The following is a 22552-nucleotide window of genomic DNA, read 5'->3' on the forward strand; positions in this document are numbered from 1 at the left end:
TCAAAATCAAAAAAGGTTACTATGTCAACGACTGGCGAAAATGAGATGGGGCTACGGAAGATTCTTGACTTGATAAGGTTCACGAGCCTTTTTATGCTATTCCTGCATTTTTATTTCTATTGCTACTCGACCTTTAAACTATGGGGGGTGCGCAGCGATATCACAGATAGGGTATTAAGCAATACTACCCATACGGGGCTATTCGTTGACTTTAACCGGTCAAAACTCATTTCGCTTGGTCTACTAGCAATCTCACTACTTGGCGCAAGAGGAAAGAAGAAAATGGAATTGCAGCCTAAAGTCATCCTGTTATTAATTGCCATAGGCTTCATATTGTTTTTTGTGAGCAATATAATCATGTCGCTCCAAGCGGACGAACAGATGCTCACCATATCCTACGTTTTAGTAGCGTCAACAGGCTACCTGTTTGTTTTATCGGGCGGTAACCTGTTAAGCCGTTTGATACAGGATAAGATGCACAAAGACGTATTTAATGAATTCAATGAAACTTTCCCACAACAGGAGAAATTAATCGAGAATGATTTTTCCATTCACTTTCGCGGCAAATATCGTTTGAAGGATAGAACACGGGACAGCTACATCTGCCTGCCCAATCCCTTTTCAGGAACCTTGGTGGTAGGCAGACCCGGTTCCGGTAAATCATGGTTTGTTCTCTTACCGGCGATCAGACAACTTATCGAGAAAGGGTATGCTATGTTGATTTATGACTTCAAATACGATGATCTTTCTAAACCAGCCTATAACTGGATGCTGGCAAATTTGAATAAATACGGCCATGAGCCTTCTTTTTATTCGATCAATTTAGATTATCCCGAACTTTCAAATCAATGTAATCCGCTTTATCCGGCGAGTATGAAAGACATTTCTGATGCGGTGGAATCTGCCAGTTCGGTACTGATCGGCTTGAACAGAGAATGGATAAAAAAGCAGTCCGATTTTTTTGTGCAATCAGCTATCAACTTTCTGACAGCAATTATCTGGTACTTACGCAAATACAGCAATGGTGAATTTTGTACGCTTCCTCATGCGATAGAAATGATGCAGGTTGACTACGATGAGCTGTTTCCTGTGTTGCAAACACAGCCAGAAGTCCAGGCCTATATCAGCGACTTCGCTCAATCCTTAAAAGATGGAACGAGTCCACAACTAAATGGTCAGGTAGCGTCGGCCAAAGTGGGTATGGCCAAACTCTCGTCTCCTCAACTATACTGGACGCTCTCCGGCAATGACTTTACGCTAGACATTAATGATCCTGAAAAGCCGAAAATTATCTGTTTGGGAAATAACCCCGAAAAGCAGGCAATCTACGGAGCAGTTTTATCGCTGTACATATCACGGCTGGTAAAGCTGGTGAACCAGAAGGGTAAGCAAAAATGCGCTTTGGTGTTCGATGAGTTCCCGACCATTTACTTCAACAGCATGGATGCTCTTATCGCAACAGCCAGAAGCAACAAGGTCGCTACGTTTTTGGGCATGCAGGACTTCAGTCAGCTTCGCAAGGACTATGGCAAAGAACAGGCGGATGTGATTACCAATATCTGCGGCAATATCATCAGCGGCCAGGTGATGGGAGACAGCGCCAAATCTCTATCAGAAAGGTTCGGCAAAATCATGCAGGAACGGCAGAGTATTTCCATCAATCGGATGGATACATCAATCAGCAAATCGATGCAGTTGGACTATGCCATACCTGCTTCTAAAATTTCCGCGCTTTCATCCGGGGAGTTTGTCGGTATGGTAGCGGACAACCCCGATGAGAAAATTAAATTGAAAATGTTCCATGCAGAAGTAATCAACGACAGCGATGCAATGAACATAGAAATGAAAACGTTTGTCGATCTGCCAGTGGTCAAAGAAATAGCCGAACAGAAAATTATGGATAACTACTATCAGATCAAGCACGACATACAAATGCTGGTTGACCAGGAAATGTACCGGCTTAGAATGCTGGAAGAAGAAATCGACGAATTATAGCAGAAATTTCAATCAGTTGGGAACCGTAAAGCCTCTTTCTTCTAATAGTAGTTTAGCTACATCGCATGTCTCGTAATCTTCTCTTAGCAATGCCTGGATATACAGATTCATTAACGACAGATCTGTTTGCTTCAAATCTTTCAATACTGCCAGTCTTTCTTCCTTTGTATTGAATCCACCCTTGGTTTTCTCAGAAATGAATTTTGACAGGCTATTGTAGTTTTCCACCCACCATCTTTCCGTTTCATTCTCAGGTATGAATTCTTTAATTGCTTTTAACTTGTCCATTTTACCTTCTTTTTGGTGTATCGATAGGACGTAAGTTAAGAATTTTTAGAAGCGAATGTTGGACAGATATCGTAGTTTTAAGAAGTAATATCAATTAAAAGCTCTTTTACATTCCTCTCAATTTTGCAAAAAAAACGAAGCCGTTTTAGCGTCACCTGCAAATGACCTGCAAATCCCTCTAAAAAACAAAGACCCACCGAAGTGAGTCTTTGTAACAGATTGGTAATCAAGTGCCCCAGACGGGAATCGAACCCGTACTCGCGTTTCGGCGAACAGGATTTTAAGTCCTGCGTGTCTACCAGTTCCACCACCGGGGCAGACTACAAAAAAAATCCCGCTCGAGGCGGGACTAGAGCGGAAGACCGGGCTCGAACCGGCCACCCCGACCTTGGCAAGGTCGTGCTCTACCAAATGAGCTACTTCCGCGATTGTTTGTTTAAGAACTAAATTGGGAGTGCAAAAATAGGATTCTGCGATTAACAGCCAAATTTTTCTTGCAGTCTCCCGGTGTTTATTTGTACTCCGGTGTGTACTTGGAACTTCCCTGGATCTCTATATCGGGCTTGCCTTTATAACGCTGGTGATACAAACGATAACATCCGCCTAAAACAAATGCCAGCATGCAAAATACCTGCAGATAAAACAGAAACCTTGATGAATTTACCCAGTTTTTGGTAAAATCTTTTTCTCCTACGTTGTTCGTTTCGTTTGACATATTTTCTGATTGCCTTGCAAAAATAAGGCGGGCTTCACAAATTATAAAACCTTCTTTTGAATAATATCCCGGAAACGGGTTTTCCGCTTCACAAAATATTGCCACACAATCGTACCTCCATATACACCGTCTAACCCACGCAAAGGCCGCCGCTGCTCGCTTCTACGTATCCCACCCCTTTTCAGCCAAAGTCCGTGCACAGCAAAATGCGCCTTGAAAATAGCCGTAAAAAAATCCACATCACCCTGCAACAATCCCTTTATCGCCGATATGCCATCGAGCACCAGCCGCAAAGGCAGTTTCCATAATTTCTCATTCCAGGGCAGGTTCTTGTGCAACATCAACAGGTTATTACGGAAATTCAAAAAAACCTTTCTTCCTCCGCGCGGCAAAGTGCCGGCCCCTACATGGTATACCACCGAAGCAGGGCACGACATGATCTTATACCCGGCCAGTTGCAGGCGCCAACAGAGATCAATCTCTTCCTGGTGCGCAAAAAATGAAGCGTCGAGTCCGCCCATGGCGTGATAAAGTTCCGCTCGTATGAACATAGCTGCTCCCGATGCCCAGAAAATCGGGATCGTATCATTGTATTGCTGCTCATCGGGCTCACAAACATCGAAGATACGGCCACGCGAAAAAGGATAACCCAACGAATCGATCCATCCGCCGGCCGCACCCGCGTATTCAAACATACCCGGTTCTTTGTATGACAATAATTTCGGCTGACAAGCCGCAATCTTTGCACCGCTTTCCATGACACCGATCACCGGTTCAATCCAACCGGGCGTCACACACACATCGGAATTAAGCAACACATAATAGTCGGCCTTCACCAGGCGCAGGGCCCAGTTGTAACCGCCGGCAAAACCTTCATTGGTATCATGTGTAAGCGCTTCCACGCCCGGGAAAGACTGTTGCAAAAACGCTAGCGAATCATCGGTAGAAGCATTATCAGCCACCACCACTTTCAATGCAGGATATGTGGAAGCCAGCACAGAAGGCAGGAACTGCTCCAGGTAATGCCTGCCATTATAATTCAGGATAACGACTGCTACACTCGGATTCAACGATCAGGTGATTTTGTGCGAAAATAAGGCATTCAGGAAAGTCCCCAGTTAATCAGCCACCGTACTTCTTTCGGCACTGTGTGTTCTCTTGTCATCGACGTCATTTTACCCAGTCTTACGATGATGGTCTTTTTTGAAGGGATCACAATGATGTATTGCCCCAGGATGCCCCTTGCATAAAATATATCCGGATGCAACGGATCGATCCACCACTGGTAACCATAATAATCACAGGGCTTGCCGCGGGTATCGGTGATACCACAGGCTTTGATGGATGCAGCATAATAATCGCTGTCGATAATGCGCACGCCCTTCCACTTGCCACTGTCTAACATCAATTGGCCAATACGCGCAAAATCACGTGTATTGGAATTGAAACAACAATAGGCTTTGGCATGTCCGTTCTCATGATCCGTGCTCCACAATGCCGGATGTTCCGCGCCCAGCGGCTGCCATAATTTAACAGCAGCATAACTACCCAACGACTGCCCGGTTGCTTTTTCCAGTACCAATCCCAGCAATTGAGTATCACCACTTTTATACCGGTGCAATGTGCCCGGCTCCTGTACCATTTTTACATTGACTGCAGTTTTGTAGGCATCGCTTCCATAATACAAGTCAGTTGTAACAGACAAAGGATTCCAGTACGATTCATCAAAATCAGAGCCGCTGCTCATGGTAAGCAGGTCGATGATCTTTACCCGGGCTTTGATTCCTGTGTTGAACTCCGGCAGGTAATGGCCAACTGGCTCCTGCAATGATTTGATCGCCCCTTCTTTTAATGCCACCCCTATCAATAAACTCGTAATGCTTTTGGCCATGGAGAAAGAACCCGATAAAGAGCTGTCGCTATAACCATCCCAATATTTTTCAAAAGCCACCGAATCATTCCTGATGAGTAACAAACCAACAGAGCCCAGGTCTTCCAGGAGTTGATTGAGACTATCGGGATAACTGATCTTATTGTAATTGACTGCATTGTGCCAGGGTTGCGGTATGCCGGTACCAACAGTCGTATTGGAGAATATTTTATAATCGTCGATATTGGCGAAATTGTACCATACTGCTTTGAAGAGATAAGTCTTGCCACTGATCCAGGCATAAGCAGAGAAAATGGCAATCAGCCCAAACAACGACAAAACAATACGTTTGAGTATTTTTTTCATATTCTGAAAATACAAATTTTTATTCCTTTTACCGCATCCTTGTCGTATCTTGCATGCAGAAACCCTATTATGCGATTCTTGCACCTCAATCTTGATTTTTTAGACCATCCAGCTCAATAGAATACTGCTGCGCAGGTGCATTTGTTTCATTGCAATCTTTTCAATTCATTTTATCATTTTCATTTGAACAGGCGTTGATGCTTTTCAGGTGAAGCCGATCACATACAATACAACCATGTCACTACTTACTTTATCCGGATCAGCCAGCGCGTATTTACAGCTGGAAGAAAAATACGGCGCACATAATTACCATCCCCTCCCCGTTGTGCTCGAAAAAGGAGAAGGTGTTTTTCTCTGGGATGTAGACGGTAAACGTTATTACGATTTCCTGAGCGGTTATTCGGCCGTTAACCAGGGTCACTGTCATCCCCGAATCGTTCGCGCCCTCATTGAACAGGCGCAGAAGCTTACGCTCACATCGCGTGCCTTTCACAACAACTTATTGGGTGAATATGCGCAATTCATCACTGCTTATTTTGGTTACGATAAAGTGCTGCCAATGAATACAGGCGTAGAAGGCGGTGAAACAGCCATCAAGCTGGCCAGGAGGTGGGCTTATACCCGTAAAGGTGTTGCAGAGAACCATGCAAAGATCATTTTTGCGGAAGGCAATTTTTGGGGAAGAACACTCGCTGCCATCTCCTCCTCTACCGACCCCAGCAGTTACAAAGGTTTTGGTCCTTATATGCCGGGATTTGAGATCATTCCTTACAACGATACCATTGCACTGGAAAAAGCATTGCAGGATAAAAATGTAGCAGCCTTTATGGTAGAACCCATACAGGGCGAAGCTGGCGTGGTAGTGCCTGACGATGGCTATTTGCAAAAAGTGCGCGAACTCTGTTCGCATTACAATGTGCTGTTCATTGCAGATGAGATCCAGACCGGACTGGCACGCACAGGTAAAATGCTGGCCTGCGATCATGAAAATGTTCGTCCCGATATACTCATCCTCGGCAAAGCCCTCAGTGGAGGTATGTTACCCGTATCTGCCGTACTCGCCGATGATGAAGTGATGCTCAACATCCAACCCGGTGAGCATGGTTCTACTTATGGCGGCAATCCGCTGGCCTGTGCCGTGGCCATGGAAGCGCTTAGAGTATTGAAAGATGAACAGATGGCTGAAAATGCAGCGGTCATGGGTGAATTGATGCGCAGCGAACTGGCAAAGTTATCTTCTCCCTATATCCACACCATCCGTGGCAAAGGCCTGCTCAATGCCATCGTTATCGATCACGCCAATGCTGATGCTGCATGGGAGCTTTGCCTGGCATTGAAAGAAAAAGGATTGCTGGCCAAACCCACACATGGCGATAAGATCCGTTTCGCTCCTCCGTTGCTTATCAATCGTGAACAAATACTGGAGTGCGTGGACATCATCGGTGAAAGCCTAGCTTCTTCATTAGCTCAATAGGCAGCTTGGGCAGGTTTTTTCTTTCGATCAGGTAAGTAGCAAGGCCCGATAAATCGCGGTACACATAATGTTTGCTCAATGCTCCTTCCAAATAACCTGCTCCGGAAGTATTGCCCGTGCCTACCCGCATGCCAATCATACGGCGCACCATGATGAGGTGCTTGTGGCGCCAGTTGCTGAGCAGGTGATCAATTTCAATCAAAGCATCAAGCAGTTGGTAAGATGTTTGGAATACCGGAAAATCGCGGTACAGCATGATGAACAAAGCAGCCCGCATGGCTTTGGGTGAAAAATTACTCCGCAGTGTTTCCAGTTGCTCCGGAGTATAATCGACGTGCGCTTTTTCAAAAAAGACATAATCGAAATCAAATATCTTGGCCTGCTCACGTTCTGTTAAGCCTTGCAGGTAAACAGCACGGTAATCATTCCAGAAAGGATGATCCGTAGTATTGTTCGTTGTTGCCGGTTTATATTGATGCCATAATTCTGTATCAAAGAAAGGCATGCGCTCCAGCCAGTCGTTCACCAGTTGCAACAGGTTCTTTTCTGTTTCTACGGCTGTGATACGTTCATAATCATTCCGGGTAAACCCGCCTTCATTGGTACGTTTGTAATACTCTTTCTGATGCCGTTGATCGATCTGCAATCCCAATCTCGCCTCAATCAGCCTGAACTGCGCACTCTGGAAGCCGGATGAAGGCGTGAGCAGGTTACGGAACTCCAGGAAATCGAGCGGGGTCATGGTATTGAGGATGGTGATCTGCTGGTTCAGCAGTTCCAGTATGCGGATGACCCGGTGCAGGCGGTGACAGACCAGGTTCATATCCTCGGAGTTATCATTGATCTTTTCCTGTGAAAATATATGCATCACATAATCCAGCTCGAACAGTATCTGTTTGAACCATAGTTCATAAGCCTGGTGTATGATGATGAAGAGCATTTCATCGTGTGCAGGCGCATGGCCTTCTTCAAAACTCACCGGGTGCTGGCCATCCAATATCTTTTCCAGGTGCAGGTAACTGCCATAATACAGGGGTTCCTTTTTCATAACAAGCATCGTTCTTTCAGCAAAGAAAAGCTTTGTTTACCATTATCTTTGCAATCTATGACACGCACAGAACTGGTAGCACAAATACGGCAAAAGAAATCTTATTTAACGGTGGGACTGGATACCGACATCACCAAAATTCCACCCCACCTGCAATCACACCCCGATGCCGTATTTACCTTCAACAAAGCCATCATCGATGCTACCCTGGAATATTGTGTGAGTTACAAGATCAACACTGCTTTTTATGAATCACAGGGTTTGAAGGGTTGGGAAGCCCTGGAAAAAACCGTGCACTATATTCCTTCCACCCATTTCAAGATAGCCGATGCCAAACGAGGCGATATTGGCAATACTTCTTCGCAATACGCCAAGACCTTTTTTGAAGTGCTGCCTTTCGATGCAGTAACGGTAGCGCCTTACATGGGTGAAGACAGTGTGCGTCCTTTCCTGGAATACGATAACAAATGGACCATTGTACTGGGCCTCACTTCCAATGCAGGCAGTCTTGATTTCCAAAAACTCTCCCTGGCTTCTAGCGAAAAAATGCTGTACGAACAGGTACTGGAAAAAACAGTTTCCTGGGGTACACCCAACAACCTGATGTTCGTGGTAGGCGCTACCCGCGCCAGCGACCTGCAACACATACGCACCATCATACCTGATCATTTCCTGCTGGTACCGGGTGTTGGTTTCCAGGGCGGCAGTCTCGAAGAAGTGTCGCAGTATGGATTGAACAAAGACTGTGGTTTGCTGGTCAATGCCAGCCGCGCCATCATCTTCGCCAGCAGCAAAGAAAATTTTGCCGAAGAAGCCGCTACCATTGCAGCCACTTATGCCGCTGAAATGAAGCAGTACCTCGAAGTCTGAGCCTCATTTATTTTGCCTATCTTAACGGCCCAGTTTTAACGTTAAATCAGGTATTCTATGCAAAGGACAAAGATGCTGTTCGTTCTTCTGCTGGTTGTTGTACAACTGACCGCACAAAACAAAACAGTAAAAGACAAAGTGCTGCCGGTTTCGCCGGAAGTTAAAATAGGCAAGCTTTCCAATGGCCTCACTTATTATATCCGTAAAAACCAGGAACCCAAAAACAGGGCGGAACTGAGACTGGTAGTCAATGCCGGTTCTACACTGGAGAGCGATAAACAGGTAGGTCTTGCGCACTTCGTTGAACACATGTGTTTCAATGGTACAAGACATTTCAAAAAACAAGAGCTGGTAGACTTTCTTGAAAAAAGCGGCGTGAATTTCGGCGCCGACCTGAATGCCTACACCAGTTTCGATGAAACGGTATATGAACTACAGGTGCCTACGGATAGTCCTACTGTATACCGCCAGGCTTTGCAGATACTGGAAGACTGGGCACACCTGGTCAGCTTCGAGCCCGTTGAAATAGACAAAGAGCGCGGTGTGATCGTAGAGGAATGGCGACTGGGTCGCGGCGCCGATGCCAGGCTCCGTGATAAATATTTCCCGGTCATGTTAAAGGGATCGCAGTATGCCAAGCGCCTGCCCATTGGCACCAAAGAAAATATCGATACAGCGCATTACAATACACTCACCAGTTTTTATAAAGACTGGTATCGCCCCGATCTGCAAGCAGTGATTGTAGTGGGTGATGTGGATGTAGCGGAAACAGAGCGGATGATCAAAGAGCATTTCGCGAAAATACCCAGGGCTGTCAATCCCAAACCAAGGAAAAAATTCAGCATTCCATCTCATACAGAAACCAGGGTATCCATCCTTACCGATCCGGAGCAGCCTTATAATGTGGTGCAGATTTATTATACCCAACCGGAAATACCTGCCGCCAAAACAGAGAGCGGGTACCGTGCGTCTATTGTACGCGGACTGTTCAATCAAATGATGAGCAGCAGGCTGGATGAAATTGCACAAAAGCCCGATGCGCCCTTCCTTTTCGGAAGCAGTAGCTATGGTAGTTTCATTGGCGATAAAGATGCATTCAGTTTGCTGGCCGTAGCCAAAACAGGTAAAGACATTGCCGCTTCCATCGAAACCCTCGTAACAGAGAATGAAAGGGTAAGGCAATACGGTTTTGTACAAAGCGAACTGGACCGCGCCGTTAAATCCAGCATGTCGTACATAGAGAACCTGTATAAAGAACGCAACAAGACCAAATCGGCGGAATTGCTGCAGGAACTGGTACGTAACTATTTAAAACAGGAATCCATTCCCGGTATTGAATACGAATATGGATTGTACCAGAAATTCCTGCCTACCATCACCCTGCAGGAAGTCAACAGCCTGATTAGCCGGTGGATCAAAAAGACCGATCGTTCTATTATCGTTACTGCACCCGAAAAAGAAAAAAACAACCTGATCAGCAGTACGGCTGCATTGGATATACTGAACAAACCTTTGGGCTCGTTAAAAAAGTATGAAGATAAAATGGCAACAGGTCCGTTGTTGCCGGTTTCACCCATTCCGGGTAAAATAACAGCCGAGAAACAATACGAATCTATTGGTACTACTGAATGGACTTTATCGAACGGTGCACATGTTGTGCTCAAACCCACCACATTCAAAAACGACGATATCCAATTCTCGGCCATCAGTTGGGGCGGCACTTCACTTTACAGCGATGCCGACTACATGAATGCATCCAACGCCTCATTGATCGCACTCACAGGCGGCATGGGCAACCTGGATATACAAAGCCTGCAAAAAGAAATGGCGGGAAAGAACTGCACTGTAGCGCCTTCCATGAGCAATTATATGCAGGGCATGAATGGCAGCAGCACCATGAAAGACCTGGAAACGGCCATGCAGTTGTTATACGGCTATTTTGTAGCGCCGCGTAAAGACAGCAGCATGTTCAAAGTAGTACAGCAGCAGATGCAGGTACAGTTGGCGAATAAGGATAAAAACCCGGCCAGTGTATTTGGCGATACAGTGGGCTATGTAATGGGTAATTATCACCCGAGGCGCAAACCTGTTACGCTGGAAGCAGTGAAACAACTGGAACTTGACCGTGCATTTAATATTTATAAAGAAAGGTTCTCTAACGGCGGACAATTCCTGTTTACGTTTGTAGGCAATTTCACGCTGGACAGCATCAGGCCGCTGGTTGAAAAATATATTGCCTCTCTCCCGTCCACCGGCAAACAAGACAGTTGGAAAGACGTGGGCCTGCGTTATCCGCAAGGCGTCATCAACAAAGTGGTGAAGAAAGGAAAAGAAAGCAAAGCCAGCGTACGGCTGTATTTCACCGGCAACAGTGCTGCTTTCAACGACCTCGACGAACTGCAAATTGGCCAGTTGTGTAAAGCATTGGGCATCCGTTTGAGAGAAGTGCTTCGTGAAGACGCCGGCGGCGTGTACGGCGTAAGCGTTTCGGGCGGATTGAGCAGGGAGCCGGTAAACAATTACAGCATCGGCATACAGTTTGGTTGCGCACCCGAAAACGTAGACAAGCTGATAGGACTAACCATGGATGAAATAAATCATACCAAGTCCAACGGCATCGCCCCCGTGAACATTGAAAAAGTGATAGCCGAACAAACCCGCGGCCTCGAAACCGAGTTCAAGGAAAACAGTTACTGGCGTTACAAACTGGAACAGCATATCTTCCGCAAGCAAAATCCTGAAAAAATACTGGAAGCGCCGCAACTCGTTAAGAAAATTACCGTGGAGCGTACGAAAGAACTTGCGAATCAATATTTCAATGAAGCCAATATGGCCAAATTTGTCTTACTGCCTGAAGATAAATAAAAATGCCTGATCGTCATCCCGAGCAACGTCACCCTGAGCGAGCGAAGCGAGTCGAAGGGGCAGCCGAGGGATCTGCCTGAGCATTCAGCATATCCTTCGACTCGCTTCGCTCGCTCAGGATGACGATCAGACATTTTTTATCCAATTACAAAACCATCCGGTAGAATAGCCATCTTCTTCACTACCACAATACCGTCTTTCACCGCATATAAAGGATGGTCTGTATTAGCCAGGTGGTCTCCTCCGTTGATCTGAACGGCATTGCCAATGCGGCAATTCTTATCTATGATCGCATTCTTGATAAAGCAACGTTCTCCAATGCCCATCCTGGGTATTCCTTTGAAATCATCCGAGGTCATCTCTTCAATGGTTTCATAACCGTCATTCCCCATTACATAACTGTTAACGATGGTGGTGCCGGCTCCGATACGCGAACGGATACCCACCAGGCATTGTTCCAGCCTGCTGGCATTGATGATGGAGCCTTCCGCTATCAGGGTCTTTTCCAATGTAGTGCCGCTGATCTTGGCCGGTGGCAGCATGCGCGAGCGGCTGTACACTATTTTAGTATGATCGAATAAATTGAATGGCGGGATATCCTGTGTTAACGCCAGGTTGGCTTCATAAAATGAGTAAATGTTTCCAATATCGGTCCAGTAGCCGTCGTACTGGAAGCTGACAACTTTATAGTTCGCAATGGAATCAGGGATGATCTCTTTACCGAAATCCGTTGCCTGGGGATGTACTTCATTGAGCAGGTGGTACAACATTTTTTTACTGAAAATGTAAATACCCATGGAAGCCTGGTAATGACGGCCCGCCTGCTGCATTTCAGCGCCGGTATCACTTACCCAATCTGCCAATACATCCTTTTTGGGTTTCTCTATAAATGAAGTGATGAAATTCTTTGCGTCTGTTTTCATGATGCCGAATTCTGTAGCTTCCCTTTCTGCTACCGGAATGGTAGCAATGGAAATATCCGCTTCACTCGCCTTATGCGCTTTGAACATTGCAGTAAAATCCATCTGGTACAACTGGTCACCACTCAGAATAAGTACATATTCGAAATCGTGGTTCGAAATATGCCGGAGCGATTGTCGCACAGCATCGGCAGTACCCTGGAACCAACCGCTGTTTTCAGGTGTTTGTTCGGCGGCCAGTATGTCTACAAAACCAGTACTGAAAGCGCTGAATAAATAAGTATTCTTGATGTGCTTGTTCAACGATGCCGAGTTGAACTGGGTAAGCACGAACATGCGATTGATATCGCTGTTGATACAATTACTGATAGGGATATCAACGAGGCGGTATTTACCGGCAATCGGCACAGCGGGTTTGGATCGGCTCGCGGTAAGCGGGAACAGTCTTGTTCCAGCGCCTCCTCCCAGGATCACGGCCAGAACTGATTTTGAAATCGTACTCATCGTATAGCGGTTTTATTAGGTTATCGTAATGACCTGTACAGCTTCAGGTATGCTTCTACTACAGATTCCCAGCTGTGGTCTATTTCCATCATCTGCTTGCGCATGGTATCCAAATGCGCCGGGTGTTGGTATACCGACACAGCGCGGCTGATCGAATAGTCGATGTCTTCAATATTCGCATGGTTGAAGCGGATACCAAACCCACCGGGATCGCCCATATCCGTCACTGTATCCTGCAAACCACCTGTACTTCTCACAATGGGAACGGTTCCATAACGCATGGCATACATCTGGTTGAGTCCGCATGGCTCCACCCTGCTCGGCATCAACAAAAAATCAGCGCCGGCATACATCAGGTGACTCAATGCTTCATCATACCCGATCACCACATTGAACACATCGGCATAAGGTTCCTTCATTTGCTGGAACTGCCATTCCACCTGTGTTTCGCCACTGCCCAACACAAGAAAAGAAGCCTGGCCCTGTGTGTGGTCGATGGCCACACGGATCGCATCGGGTAATACATCGGCCGCTTTTTCGCCCACGAGCCGGCCAATGAAAACAAACAATGGTTTGCTAGGGTCCAAACCAAACCGCCTGCACAATAACTCTTTATTCTGCTGCTTGCCTGTCTTTGCGGTGGCAACAGAAAAATGATGATCGAGGTATTTATCCGTTTCAGGATCCCATACTTCATTATCGATTCCGTTGAGAATGCCCACACATTTCCCCTTTTCGTATTCGAATAATTTTTCCAGTCCGTTCGAATTCGAGCGCAGCTCATCCATATAACTATGGCTCACGGTGGTTACTTTATCGGCGCACTTGATGCCCGATGCCAATGGATTGATATTACCGTTCCAATCCAGCATACCCCTTTTCCACAGGTCCCACCGCGGTATATACTTACTCTGGTCCCACCCCATCCATCCCTGGTATTGGGCATTGTGAATGGTAAGCACGGTGGGGATAGATGCCAATTTCCGGTAATCATAGCAATGCTGCATCATGAAGGGCAGCAGACCGGCATGATAGTCGTGGCAGTGCAGCACGCGGGGTTTGTGTTCCCAACTGCTCATCCAGTTCACTACAGCGATCTGGAAGGCTGTGAACCGCTCCACATCATCATCATACCCATATATCCGGTGCCGGTCGAGCAGCCCGTTGATGTCTACCAGGTAAAGGTCGAACCCCAGCTTATTGGTGGTTTCCTTGATAATGGTATAGTCGAAAAACCAGTTTCCCAGGTTGGAACTTCCTTTGAAATCTACCGTCCACTCGTTGTCGTATAAGAATTTGGTCCGGTACATGGGCATCACCACTTTGGCTACATGCCCCGCTTTGCATTGGTATTTGGGTAAAGCCCCTACTACATCGCCTAATCCGCCCGCTTTGGCTACGGGATAACACTCTGCACTGACATGAATGATCTCCATGAGACGCTTTTGAAAGATTTGCTCTGAAGTTAGTAACTAAAAGCATTCATCCAATTCTCGTATTTAAATTTTTCCATCTTATTTTTGATTATTTTGCAGCCCCTGTCTAAAACAGCTTGTCTACCATGAACCAACAAACCAAATGGTCGCAGTTCGGCACCCTCATTTCTGTTTTCTTTTTCTGGGGATTTGTAGCCGCGAGTAACGACATACTCATTCCGGTATTTAAAAAAGCCTTTAACCTGTCGCAGGCGCAGAGCATGCTGGTATCTGTGGCTTTTTATGTAGCCTATACCGTAGGGTCGCTTATTTATTTTGGCATATCTAAAATGATTAAGCACGACCTGCTGAATAAAATGGGTTATAAAAACGGCATTGCCCTTGGACTCCTTATCTCGGCCATCGGTACGCTGCTGTTCTATCCTGCGGCCAACAGTTCTTCTTTTACATTGATGATTACCGGGCTGTTTGTAGTAGGATTAGGTTTTTCACTTCAGCAGATCGCTGCCAACCCACTCGCCATTGTGATCGGCGATCCCAAAACTGGTTCACAAAGACTAAACATGGCAGGAGGTATCAATAACTTCGGTACCACCATCGGCCCATTACTGGTAAGCTTTGCCATCTTCGGCAGTGTTACCAGCGGTTCCGGTACCGCCAGCATCGAAAGTGTGAAAGTGCCCTACCTCGTCCTCGGCGCCGCTTTCATCCTGGTGGCGTTGTTCTTTAAGTTTTCATCCATCCCCAATAAAATTGACCTGGAAGATGTGGCAGCACACGAGGCCGACAGTGAAAAGCAGGTGATGCACCGGTCTTCGGCCACTCAATACCCGCAACTTTGGCTGGGCATGATCGGCATATTCGTATATGTAGGCGTGGAAGTGGCCACCGCCGCCAACCTGCCCGAATACATGCGGCAGCACATGAACATTCCTACAGATAAGATCGCACCCTTTGTATCGCTCTATTGGGCCAGTCTTATGATGGGTCGCTGGACTGCATCTGTGGGTGCATTCAGTGTGAGCATGGGAGCTAAAAAAATCCTTAATTTTCTCATGCCCTACCTGGCATTTGCCGTTTTCCTTGCGGTGAATGCTATTGCCCGGCACGATATCAGTTCCTTTTATGTATACGGTTTTGTGATCATTGCCATGATCATAGGTGATATCCTCAGCAAAGGCAATCCCGCACGGATGTTATTGATCTTTGCATCGATGGGCATTACAGCATTAGTGATCGGTATGCTCTCAGAAGGCAAGACCAGTGTGTTTGCATTCATCAGTGTTGGACTTTTCTGCAGTACACTGTGGCCCTGTATTTTCACCCTGGCCATCGCCGGTCTGGGTAAACATACCAACCAGGGAAGCAGCATGCTCATTATGATGATTATGGGAGGCGGACTGGTGAGTTTACTGCAAGGATGGGTAGCTTCGGATCATATACTGGGCATCCGGTATAGTTATGTGGTAGGCGTAGCGTGTTTTGCTTACCTTGCGTTTTACGCAATCCGTTCAAAAGCTATTTTGAAAGCGCAGGGAATTGATTATGATATAAAAACAAGTGGAGCTCATTAAAAAAATTGTACATGGTGAAGAAAACGCAGGGTGTAGAGCCTTTGGCTATTGGAATTGATATCGGTGGCACCAACACCAAATTCGGAATTGTAGATGAAGTAGGTAATATACTTTTCTCGAACGATATGTCTACCCGGGTTCACAAAGATGTGAACAGTTTCATTGACGAGTTATATAACAACCTGCATCCCTTCATTGAGCAGGCCGGCGGCATAGGCCGCATCAAAGGGATTGGCGTAGGCGCCCCCAACGGTAATTATTACACCGGCACCATTGAATACGCACCAAACCTGCCCTGGAAAGGCATTATACCATTGGGTAAGCTGATCGAAGACAAGTTCAAAATACCCGCGATCATCACCAATGATGCCAATGCAGCTGCATTGGGTGAAATGATGTATGGTGCGGCACAGGGCATGAAGGACTTTATCATGATCACACTGGGCACCGGTGTGGGCAGCGGTATCGTAGCCAATGGCCACCTTATATACGGGCATGATGGTTTTGCCGGTGAACTCGGACATACCATCATCATACCGGATGGCCGCCTGCACGAAGGCACCGGTAAAAAAGGATCCCTGGAAAGTTATGCATCTGCAACAGGCGTACGCCTCACCGCGTTGGAATTCCTGGAGAAAAGCCCCAAACCCAGCCTGCTTCGCGCCCTACCGCAAGACAGCATTGACTCCAAAGCAGTACACGATGCCGCCATGGAAGGCGATGAACTGGCCAAAGAGATATTTGAATATACCGGTAAGATATTGGGCATCGCCCTGGCGAACTTTGTCATGTTCTCCAGTCCGGAAGCCATTATTCTTTTCGGAGGCCTTACCAAAGCTGGTGATATGATACTGAAACCTACACGCGAAAGCATGGAAAACACCCTCATACAGGTGTTCCAGAATAAAGTGCGGATTTTGGTGAGTCACCTTAAATCGGCAGATGCTGCTATACTAGGGGCGTCGGCGTTGGTGTGGTAAGTTTTTCCTGCATCCATTTTTCTTTTCCCCATCCGGGTATGACGTGTTTTTCACTATGGTAAGAGGAACGCACCAGCGGACCACTCTCCACATAATCAAAACCGAGCTCATATCCTATTTCACGCAGTTCAGCAAACTCATCGGGATGCACGAAACGCTGAACAGCTAAATGTTTTTTGCTAGGTTGCAGGTATTGCCCCAGGGTAAGTACATCGCAACCAACTGTAAGCAGGTCTTCCATACTTTGGATCACTTCTTCTTTGGTCTCTCCCAGTCCCAGCATGATACCTGTTTTAGTACGCATGCCTCCTTCTTTCAACATACGCAACACATCGAGACTGCGACGGTATTTAGCCTGTATGCGTACCTGCCTGGTTAAACGCTCTACTGTTTCTATATTATGACTCACCACTTCAGGCGCAGCATCGATGATGCGTTGCACCTGTTCTGCATTGCCCCTGAAATCGGGGATCAACGTTTCAAGCGTGGTACCGGGGTTGAGGGCCTTGACCGCTTTGATGGTATTGTACCATATAATGGATCCGCCGTCTTTGAGCTCGTCGCGGTCTACACTCGTGATCACGGCATGCTTTACCGTCATCAGGTGAATGGCTTCCGCTACACGCTGCGGCTCATCCCAATCCACCGGTTCGGGCCTGCCGGTGGCTACGGCACAAAAACCACAACTGCGGGTACAGATATTACCCAGTATCATGAAAGTGGCAGTGCCTTCGCTCCAGCATTCGCCCATATTCGGACAATTGCCGCTTTCACAAATGGTATGTAATTTATGGGTATCCACCAGTCCGCGTACGTGCTTATAACTGGCGCCAATAGGCAGCTTTACGCGAAGCCAATTGGGTTTTTGAAGTTTATGATCGTTGGTATCAACTTTGGGAACTACGGGTAACTCTTGCATGGAACGCCTCTTAATCTGGTTCTATGCAAAAATAAGTCACTTTCGCTTACCAAAAGTGAGGGCTATATAAGCGTTGAAAAAGAAGCTTTTATCGGGCACTTGCACCAGGATAGGCATTTTCTGGGAATAATATTCCGCGTTCAGTCCCACTTCAATGGCCGAAAGCAATTCATTGTACCTGCCATAATCGAAGCGCAATGCAGTACGCAGGTGCGCTCCGGGCACTACCTGCACTTCACCCCATCCCTTGAAAAACCCGCCGCTGCCGGTAATGATCGTAGGATCGAGGAACAGGCTATCGTTACTGCCATTGTATTTGATGCTCTGCGCTTTGTTGCCGTCGTACTTATTCAGTATGTTGAGATAGTAAGGTTTAAGTAATCCGGCAGTAATACCGCCGCCATAAATGGCCGACACAGCCACACCATTTTTATTACCCTTGCCGCCGATCAGTTTCTGCTGACCGAAGCCCAGTTTGAAATTATAAAAGTTATTGCGCTTACCATACACATAATTGGAGATGATGGTGAAGCCCGATCCATTGTTGTTGAAAGCAGCGCTTTTATCTTCTTTGGGATGTTTGTGTTCGCCAAACTCCATCCACCAAATATTAGTAGTAGTGATGGTCTTGTATTTGCCATGCTCATAAAAAATACCCCATCCATCGGTGTTGAATTTGAAGCCATAAGCATTCTGTTTCTGGAAAATGAGCGCACCTTCTTCTTCCTGCTTGATTAATTGATTGATCCTTTCTTTTTTCTCAGCTTTTTTTTGCGCCTTTTCAGCGGACTCTTTAGAAAGCTGCTTTTGTTGCGCCGATACGATCATGGAACCCAGTATGAACGGAATAAAAATTAGCTTCTTCACATCGTTTGGTTTGATAGCTGTAAATTTATGGCAAATTTGATGCAATGACTTCACAAATTATTTATAAAGGTGATTTGCGTACCACTGCTACGCACCTGCAAAGCGGAACTGTTATAGAGACCGATGCGCCTACCGATAACCAGGGGAAGGGAGAACGTTTCTCTCCTACCGACCTTGTAGCGACAGCTTTAGGCACCTGTATGATTACTACCATGGCCATCAAGGCAAGAACGATGAATATTGAGTTGGATGGGGCCCGTGTGGATGTAACCAAAATAATGGTAAGCGACCCTCGTCGCGTTGGCAAGATCGTAGCACACATGTATATGCCTGCCGGCTTGCATGTAGATGAAAAAACAAAAGCGATCCTCGAGAGAACGGCGCGCACCTGTCCTGTTGAAAGAAGCCTGCATCCTGATGTAGCGCTCGATATCGCTTTCTACTGGTAACCTTTAACCGGCATTGAGTATTTTATTGCCCACCGCGCATACCAGGCACCTTTTTTTTGCGCAGTAATGATTACTGAGTTCCGTCATCGCCTGTGAATCCAGCGCTGAGTGGATGGTTATACCCATGGCCTGCCATTCCCTGGTAATCCTGTTCTGCTCAGCCGGCAATTCCAGTAACCAGGAAAGCAGGTCGGCTTTTTGATGCACAGTGTTATGATAACTCGCATGGGCAAATAAAAGCGGGATCACCGTGTTGATGATGAGGTTATCGGCCATATACCGGCCAAGGTATTTGGGTTGCGATTTACTTTCTTCTTTGAAGTGGTAATGCGTGTTCCAGTAATCATCTGCTGCGATATCTGCAAATACAGTTGACAAGGAAGCAACAGACCGTGCTTCGCAGAACAATGAGTAGAATGAAGGGCAGCGATGGAACAATGCTGCTAATTGCGACAGCCGTATCGTGGGAAACGATGCAGGACGCATACGCAGAAAAGCCGCCGGCAAAGCGGATGGCACCAACTTGTATTTATTCCTGTAGAATGCATATTCCCTTTGCAGCAAAAGTCCATACGCATCCTTGCCTGCATGGCCCAGCAGGTTGGCCTGCCCCATTAAAAGCGCTTCCAGTTGCGTTCTGCGATTGCGATGACGCGCCAACAATCGCACTGGCAATGCAGTTGCCACCTGTTCAAACAATATGCGGTTTACTTTACCTCCGAAATTGCCGGCAATAGAACGCCAGCAGACTTCTTCCCAATCGCCATTGCATTGCTGCAATGTTTCGAGTACCTGCATGGCTTTCTGTTCCAGTCTTTCAGCAGCCAGCCGTTCTTTCCATGCATACCATGCCAGTGGAGTGAGTGCAGGTAAAAAAGAAGCACAGGAAACAGGCATGGGATTATCCATGATGCATCGATAACGCTGCAACAAAGAAGCAGCGATCCTATCTTTCAGTTCGAGCGTAGGTATCCTGTTCCCGTAACCATCGAACAATAATTCATCTTCTTCCCATACTACATGCAGGATGATTTTTTGATAATACGGGTCATCATAATGCCGGTGCCTGTTCCAGTCAGACGCAAGCAGGTGCAGTTCTACAGCGCCCACCCAGGTAGTATTCCCGATATGTATCCATGCTTCCGAGAAATCGGGCCCCTGGTGCAGGTTCAGCATACCACAACGCTCTATCACCACCCTTTCTCCCTGCGTGGTAAACAACTCCTTCACATTGAAATACTGGAACTGCCAGATGAATTGCAACAACCGCTCGTTCATACCTGTTCATTAAACAGGCAAAATAGAAGTTAATGGCTTGCGGAAAATACGTGATTTGACAACTCTCTCACCACCCTGCTCACCGGCAGCCCCATTACATTATAGAAGTCGCCTTCCACACGTTGTATCCCCACCACACCAATCCATTCCTGGATGGCATAAGCGCCGGCCTTATCGTAGGGTTGGTATTTGTCTACATAGAAGATGATCTGATCAGGACTCAGGTGATGAAAATGGACTTCTGTAACATCTGAGAAAGATATTTCACCTTCACTATGCAGGATCACTACGCCGGTGATCACCCGGTGTGTGTTACCGGAGAGCGATTGAAGGATGCGGATCGCTTCATCGCGGTCAGAGGGTTTACCAATCACCTGCCCATCCAATACCACAATGGTATCGGCCGCCAGGATGGTACTTCCTGCATATTCACCATGATAAGCTTCCTGCACGTACTGCTTTACTGCTTCTGCCTTGCCCCTGGCAATATGTATGGGCACTTCGGTTACCGGCATTCCTTCAGGAAAACTTTCATCGGTAGATTGCACGATCACTTCAAATGGAATCTCGGCCCATTCCAACAGCATTTTTCTGCGTGGAGATTGTGAGGCCAGTATGATAGGAGTCTTCGTCATAAATAAAATCCAAAAAACACCATCGACAATATACCCGTCATCATCACCAGTTTTACGATGGTACTGAGTGTATGAAAATCTTTGGCTGAATTGGCTTTGAATAATTTAAGCAATATCCATACCAGTGGGGCAATGATCAATACGATACAATACAGCACACTGAGCCACCAGCCGAACGGGAGAACATAAAACTGGAGAACCAGCAACGAAGCAATGAGTACGATCAGCCAAACTGCGGCATACACTTTACTGGCATTGATACCCCATACAATGGGCATGGTGCGGCACCCGTAACGCCTGTCACCCTCCACATCTTCCATATCCTTGATCACTTCCCTGACCAGCGATATGATGAAAGCAAATGCGGCATAAACAATGGTAAGCCTGAAAAAACGCACTTCATTTGTTTTGACGGCGAGTATATGATCCAGTTGTAAAGGTTGCTTGGACAGGAAAAGGATCATGATCACCCATGCCGTCAATAAGGAAATAAGGATATTGCCTATGAGCAACTGTTTTTTGAAATTGGTGGAATAAAACCACAACAATATAATGCTCGCCAGGTTGGCCAGTACCAGGTGCCAGTAGTTGTTCAGCGGAAGCGCTGCAAAACTGAAGAAAAGCCCCAGCAGGCTCAGGAACATGTGCCAGAAAATCACCCATCGCCGGTTGATGATCACATTCACCACCACTTTACCGGGCTTGTTTACCTGATCAATATTCAGGTCGAAATAATCGTTGATGATGTAACCTGCAGCCGCTATCATTACGGAAGCAATGACCAGAAAAATAAATTGGCGGGTATCGTCCGGCTGGCTGGCTTCTCCTGTATAGATACGTTTGTAAATGCAGTATTCGAACAGCATTTGGGTAAGCACGATGAACACCAGGTTCGGCCATCGCACCAGTCTGAAAAAAGCAGTAATGAGTTTCAAATTGGTTATGTATGCTATGCAAGATAATGAACTATTGGGCCCTGATGCTGAAGTCTTCATTCCAGTCACCCCGCAGCCTCATCACTTTCTCAATCACATCCCGCACGCAGCCTTCGCCTCCTTTGAGCCGGGATACATACAATGATTTCTTCCTGATCTCCTGTGCAGCATCGGCAGGGCAGCAAGGCAGGCCTGCCAGGTCCATGGCTTTTATATCGGGGATATCATCTCCCATATACAACAATTGGGTGCTGTTAATATTGTGATTATGCATGAATGCCTTTAGCACCTCCACTTTGTTTTCCACTTTCATCCATACATGCTCTACACCCAGTTTATTCAGGCGCTCGTTTACTTCATCGGAATTTCCTCCTGAAATAACTGCCACTTTATATCCCTTCTTCACAGCCAGTTGCAATGCATAACCATCTTTGATATTCATTCGTCGCGCCATCACACCGCCGGGCAATACCAGCAGGCTGCCGTCGGTAAGTACACCGTCTACATCAAAGACAAAAGCAGTAATGGGTTTGAAGCGTTCCAGCATGCAAAAAAATTGAAGTA

At 46.6% G+C, this 22552-nt stretch carries 20 protein-coding genes and 2 tRNA genes; 7 read left to right on the forward strand and 15 right to left on the reverse strand.

What is annotated here, in order from left to right; genetic code table 11:
* The first annotated feature begins 21 nt into the window (after nucleotides 1-21).
* Nucleotides 22-1995, forward strand: a complete 1974-nt coding sequence (mobC, locus tag BLU98_RS04595) for a conjugal transfer protein MobC (RefSeq protein WP_092722502.1) — start codon at nucleotides 22-24, stop codon at nucleotides 1993-1995.
* A gap of 12 nt (nucleotides 1996-2007) precedes the next feature.
* On the opposite strand, the gene BLU98_RS04600 is transcribed toward mobC, so the two are convergent.
* The 6 genes from BLU98_RS04600 to BLU98_RS04625 all read right to left on the reverse strand — a co-directional run bounded on the left by BLU98_RS04600 (nucleotide 2008) and on the right by BLU98_RS04625 (nucleotide 5234).
* Nucleotides 2008-2283 carry a hypothetical protein gene (locus BLU98_RS04600; RefSeq protein ID WP_092722504.1) on the reverse strand — a complete coding sequence of 92 codons (276 nt, stop codon included), beginning with the start codon at nucleotides 2281-2283 and terminating at the stop codon, nucleotides 2008-2010.
* Between the two features lie 231 nt (nucleotides 2284-2514).
* Nucleotides 2515-2600 (reverse strand) — tRNA-Leu (locus BLU98_RS04605).
* Nucleotides 2601-2636: 36 nt separating this feature from the next.
* Nucleotides 2637-2709: transfer RNA gene (locus BLU98_RS04610), tRNA-Gly, on the reverse strand.
* 85 nt (nucleotides 2710-2794) lie between these two features.
* Nucleotides 2795-2998, reverse strand: a complete 204-nt coding sequence (locus BLU98_RS04615; protein ID WP_026770336.1) for a hypothetical protein — start codon at nucleotides 2996-2998, stop codon at nucleotides 2795-2797.
* A 41-nt stretch (nucleotides 2999-3039) separates the two neighbouring features.
* On the reverse strand, nucleotides 3040-4068 hold the full coding sequence (locus tag BLU98_RS04620; protein WP_092722506.1) for a glycosyltransferase family 2 protein: 1029 nt from the start codon (nucleotides 4066-4068) through the stop codon (nucleotides 3040-3042).
* A 32-nt stretch (nucleotides 4069-4100) separates the two neighbouring features.
* Entirely contained in the window at nucleotides 4101-5234 is a 1134-nt protein-coding gene (locus BLU98_RS04625) for a serine hydrolase domain-containing protein (RefSeq protein ID WP_092722508.1), read from the reverse strand.
* A gap of 235 nt (nucleotides 5235-5469) precedes the next feature.
* Between BLU98_RS04625 and rocD the strand changes: the two genes are divergently transcribed.
* Complete coding sequence (gene rocD / locus BLU98_RS04630; RefSeq protein ID WP_092722511.1) at nucleotides 5470-6708, forward strand: ornithine--oxo-acid transaminase; 1239 nt, start codon at nucleotides 5470-5472, stop codon at nucleotides 6706-6708.
* Here rocD and BLU98_RS04635 read toward each other — a convergent pair.
* On the reverse strand, nucleotides 6671-7756 hold the full coding sequence (locus tag BLU98_RS04635) for a tryptophan 2,3-dioxygenase family protein (protein ID WP_092722513.1): 1086 nt from the start codon (nucleotides 7754-7756) through the stop codon (nucleotides 6671-6673). The genes rocD and BLU98_RS04635 overlap by 38 nt on opposite strands.
* Nucleotides 7757-7813: 57 nt before the next feature.
* Between BLU98_RS04635 and pyrF the strand changes: the two genes are divergently transcribed.
* Nucleotides 7814-8626, forward strand: coding sequence for an orotidine-5'-phosphate decarboxylase (gene pyrF / locus BLU98_RS04640; protein WP_092722515.1), 813 nt, complete (start codon nucleotides 7814-7816; stop codon nucleotides 8624-8626).
* Between the two features lie 57 nt (nucleotides 8627-8683).
* Nucleotides 8684-11491, forward strand: a complete 2808-nt coding sequence (locus tag BLU98_RS04645) for a M16 family metallopeptidase (RefSeq protein WP_092722517.1) — start codon at nucleotides 8684-8686, stop codon at nucleotides 11489-11491.
* 137 nt (nucleotides 11492-11628) lie between these two features.
* Here BLU98_RS04645 and BLU98_RS04650 read toward each other — a convergent pair whose 3' ends face one another.
* On the reverse strand, nucleotides 11629-12915 hold the full coding sequence (locus tag BLU98_RS04650; protein ID WP_092722519.1) for a glucose-1-phosphate adenylyltransferase: 1287 nt from the start codon (nucleotides 12913-12915) through the stop codon (nucleotides 11629-11631).
* Between the two features lie 20 nt (nucleotides 12916-12935).
* Entirely contained in the window at nucleotides 12936-14351 is a 1416-nt protein-coding gene (locus BLU98_RS04655) for a glycogen synthase (protein ID WP_092722521.1), read from the reverse strand.
* Between the two features lie 125 nt (nucleotides 14352-14476).
* On the opposite strand from BLU98_RS04655, the gene BLU98_RS04660 reads away from it, so the two are divergent.
* Nucleotides 14477-15925 carry an MFS transporter gene (locus BLU98_RS04660; protein ID WP_092722523.1) on the forward strand — a complete coding sequence of 483 codons (1449 nt, stop codon included), beginning with the start codon at nucleotides 14477-14479 and terminating at the stop codon, nucleotides 15923-15925.
* An 11-nt stretch (nucleotides 15926-15936) separates the two neighbouring features.
* A complete protein-coding gene (locus tag BLU98_RS04665; protein ID WP_092722525.1) occupies nucleotides 15937-16905 on the forward strand; it encodes an ROK family protein in 969 nt (322 codons plus the stop codon).
* Here the strand turns inward: BLU98_RS04665 and lipA are convergent.
* The gene (gene lipA / locus BLU98_RS04670) at nucleotides 16874-17824 is read right to left on the reverse strand and encodes a lipoyl synthase (protein WP_092722527.1); all 951 of its coding nucleotides are present in this window, start codon (nucleotides 17822-17824) and stop codon (nucleotides 16874-16876) included. The genes BLU98_RS04665 and lipA overlap by 32 nt on opposite strands.
* Before the next feature lie 36 nt (nucleotides 17825-17860).
* The gene (locus BLU98_RS04675) at nucleotides 17861-18691 is read right to left on the reverse strand and encodes a hypothetical protein (RefSeq protein ID WP_139173836.1); all 831 of its coding nucleotides are present in this window, start codon (nucleotides 18689-18691) and stop codon (nucleotides 17861-17863) included.
* A gap of 44 nt (nucleotides 18692-18735) precedes the next feature.
* Here BLU98_RS04675 and BLU98_RS04680 point away from each other — a divergent pair, with 44 nt between their 5' ends.
* Nucleotides 18736-19140, forward strand: coding sequence for an OsmC family protein (locus BLU98_RS04680; protein ID WP_092722532.1), 405 nt, complete (start codon nucleotides 18736-18738; stop codon nucleotides 19138-19140).
* A gap of 3 nt (nucleotides 19141-19143) precedes the next feature.
* On the opposite strand, the gene BLU98_RS04685 is transcribed toward BLU98_RS04680, so the two are convergent.
* The 4 genes from BLU98_RS04685 to BLU98_RS04700 are packed head-to-tail and all read right to left on the reverse strand — an operon-like array spanning nucleotide 19144 to nucleotide 22535.
* Nucleotides 19144-20418: a DUF2851 family protein gene (locus tag BLU98_RS04685; protein ID WP_092722534.1), complete on the reverse strand. Its 1275-nt coding sequence runs from the start codon at nucleotides 20416-20418 to the stop codon at nucleotides 19144-19146.
* 29 nt (nucleotides 20419-20447) lie between these two features.
* Nucleotides 20448-21053 carry a Maf family protein gene (locus BLU98_RS04690; protein ID WP_092722536.1) on the reverse strand — a complete coding sequence of 202 codons (606 nt, stop codon included), beginning with the start codon at nucleotides 21051-21053 and terminating at the stop codon, nucleotides 20448-20450.
* Nucleotides 21050-21988 carry a geranylgeranylglycerol-phosphate geranylgeranyltransferase gene (locus BLU98_RS04695; RefSeq protein WP_092722538.1) on the reverse strand — a complete coding sequence of 313 codons (939 nt, stop codon included), beginning with the start codon at nucleotides 21986-21988 and terminating at the stop codon, nucleotides 21050-21052. Before BLU98_RS04695 ends, BLU98_RS04690 begins: the two co-directional genes overlap by 4 nt.
* Before the next feature lie 31 nt (nucleotides 21989-22019).
* Nucleotides 22020-22535 carry a KdsC family phosphatase gene (locus tag BLU98_RS04700; protein ID WP_092722541.1) on the reverse strand — a complete coding sequence of 172 codons (516 nt, stop codon included), beginning with the start codon at nucleotides 22533-22535 and terminating at the stop codon, nucleotides 22020-22022.
* Nucleotides 22536-22552: the final 17 nt, after the last annotated feature.

It is taken from the genome of Hydrobacter penzbergensis, assembly GCF_900106985.1.
In the GTDB taxonomy this organism is placed as follows: domain Bacteria; phylum Bacteroidota; class Bacteroidia; order Chitinophagales; family Chitinophagaceae; genus Sediminibacterium; species Sediminibacterium magnilacihabitans.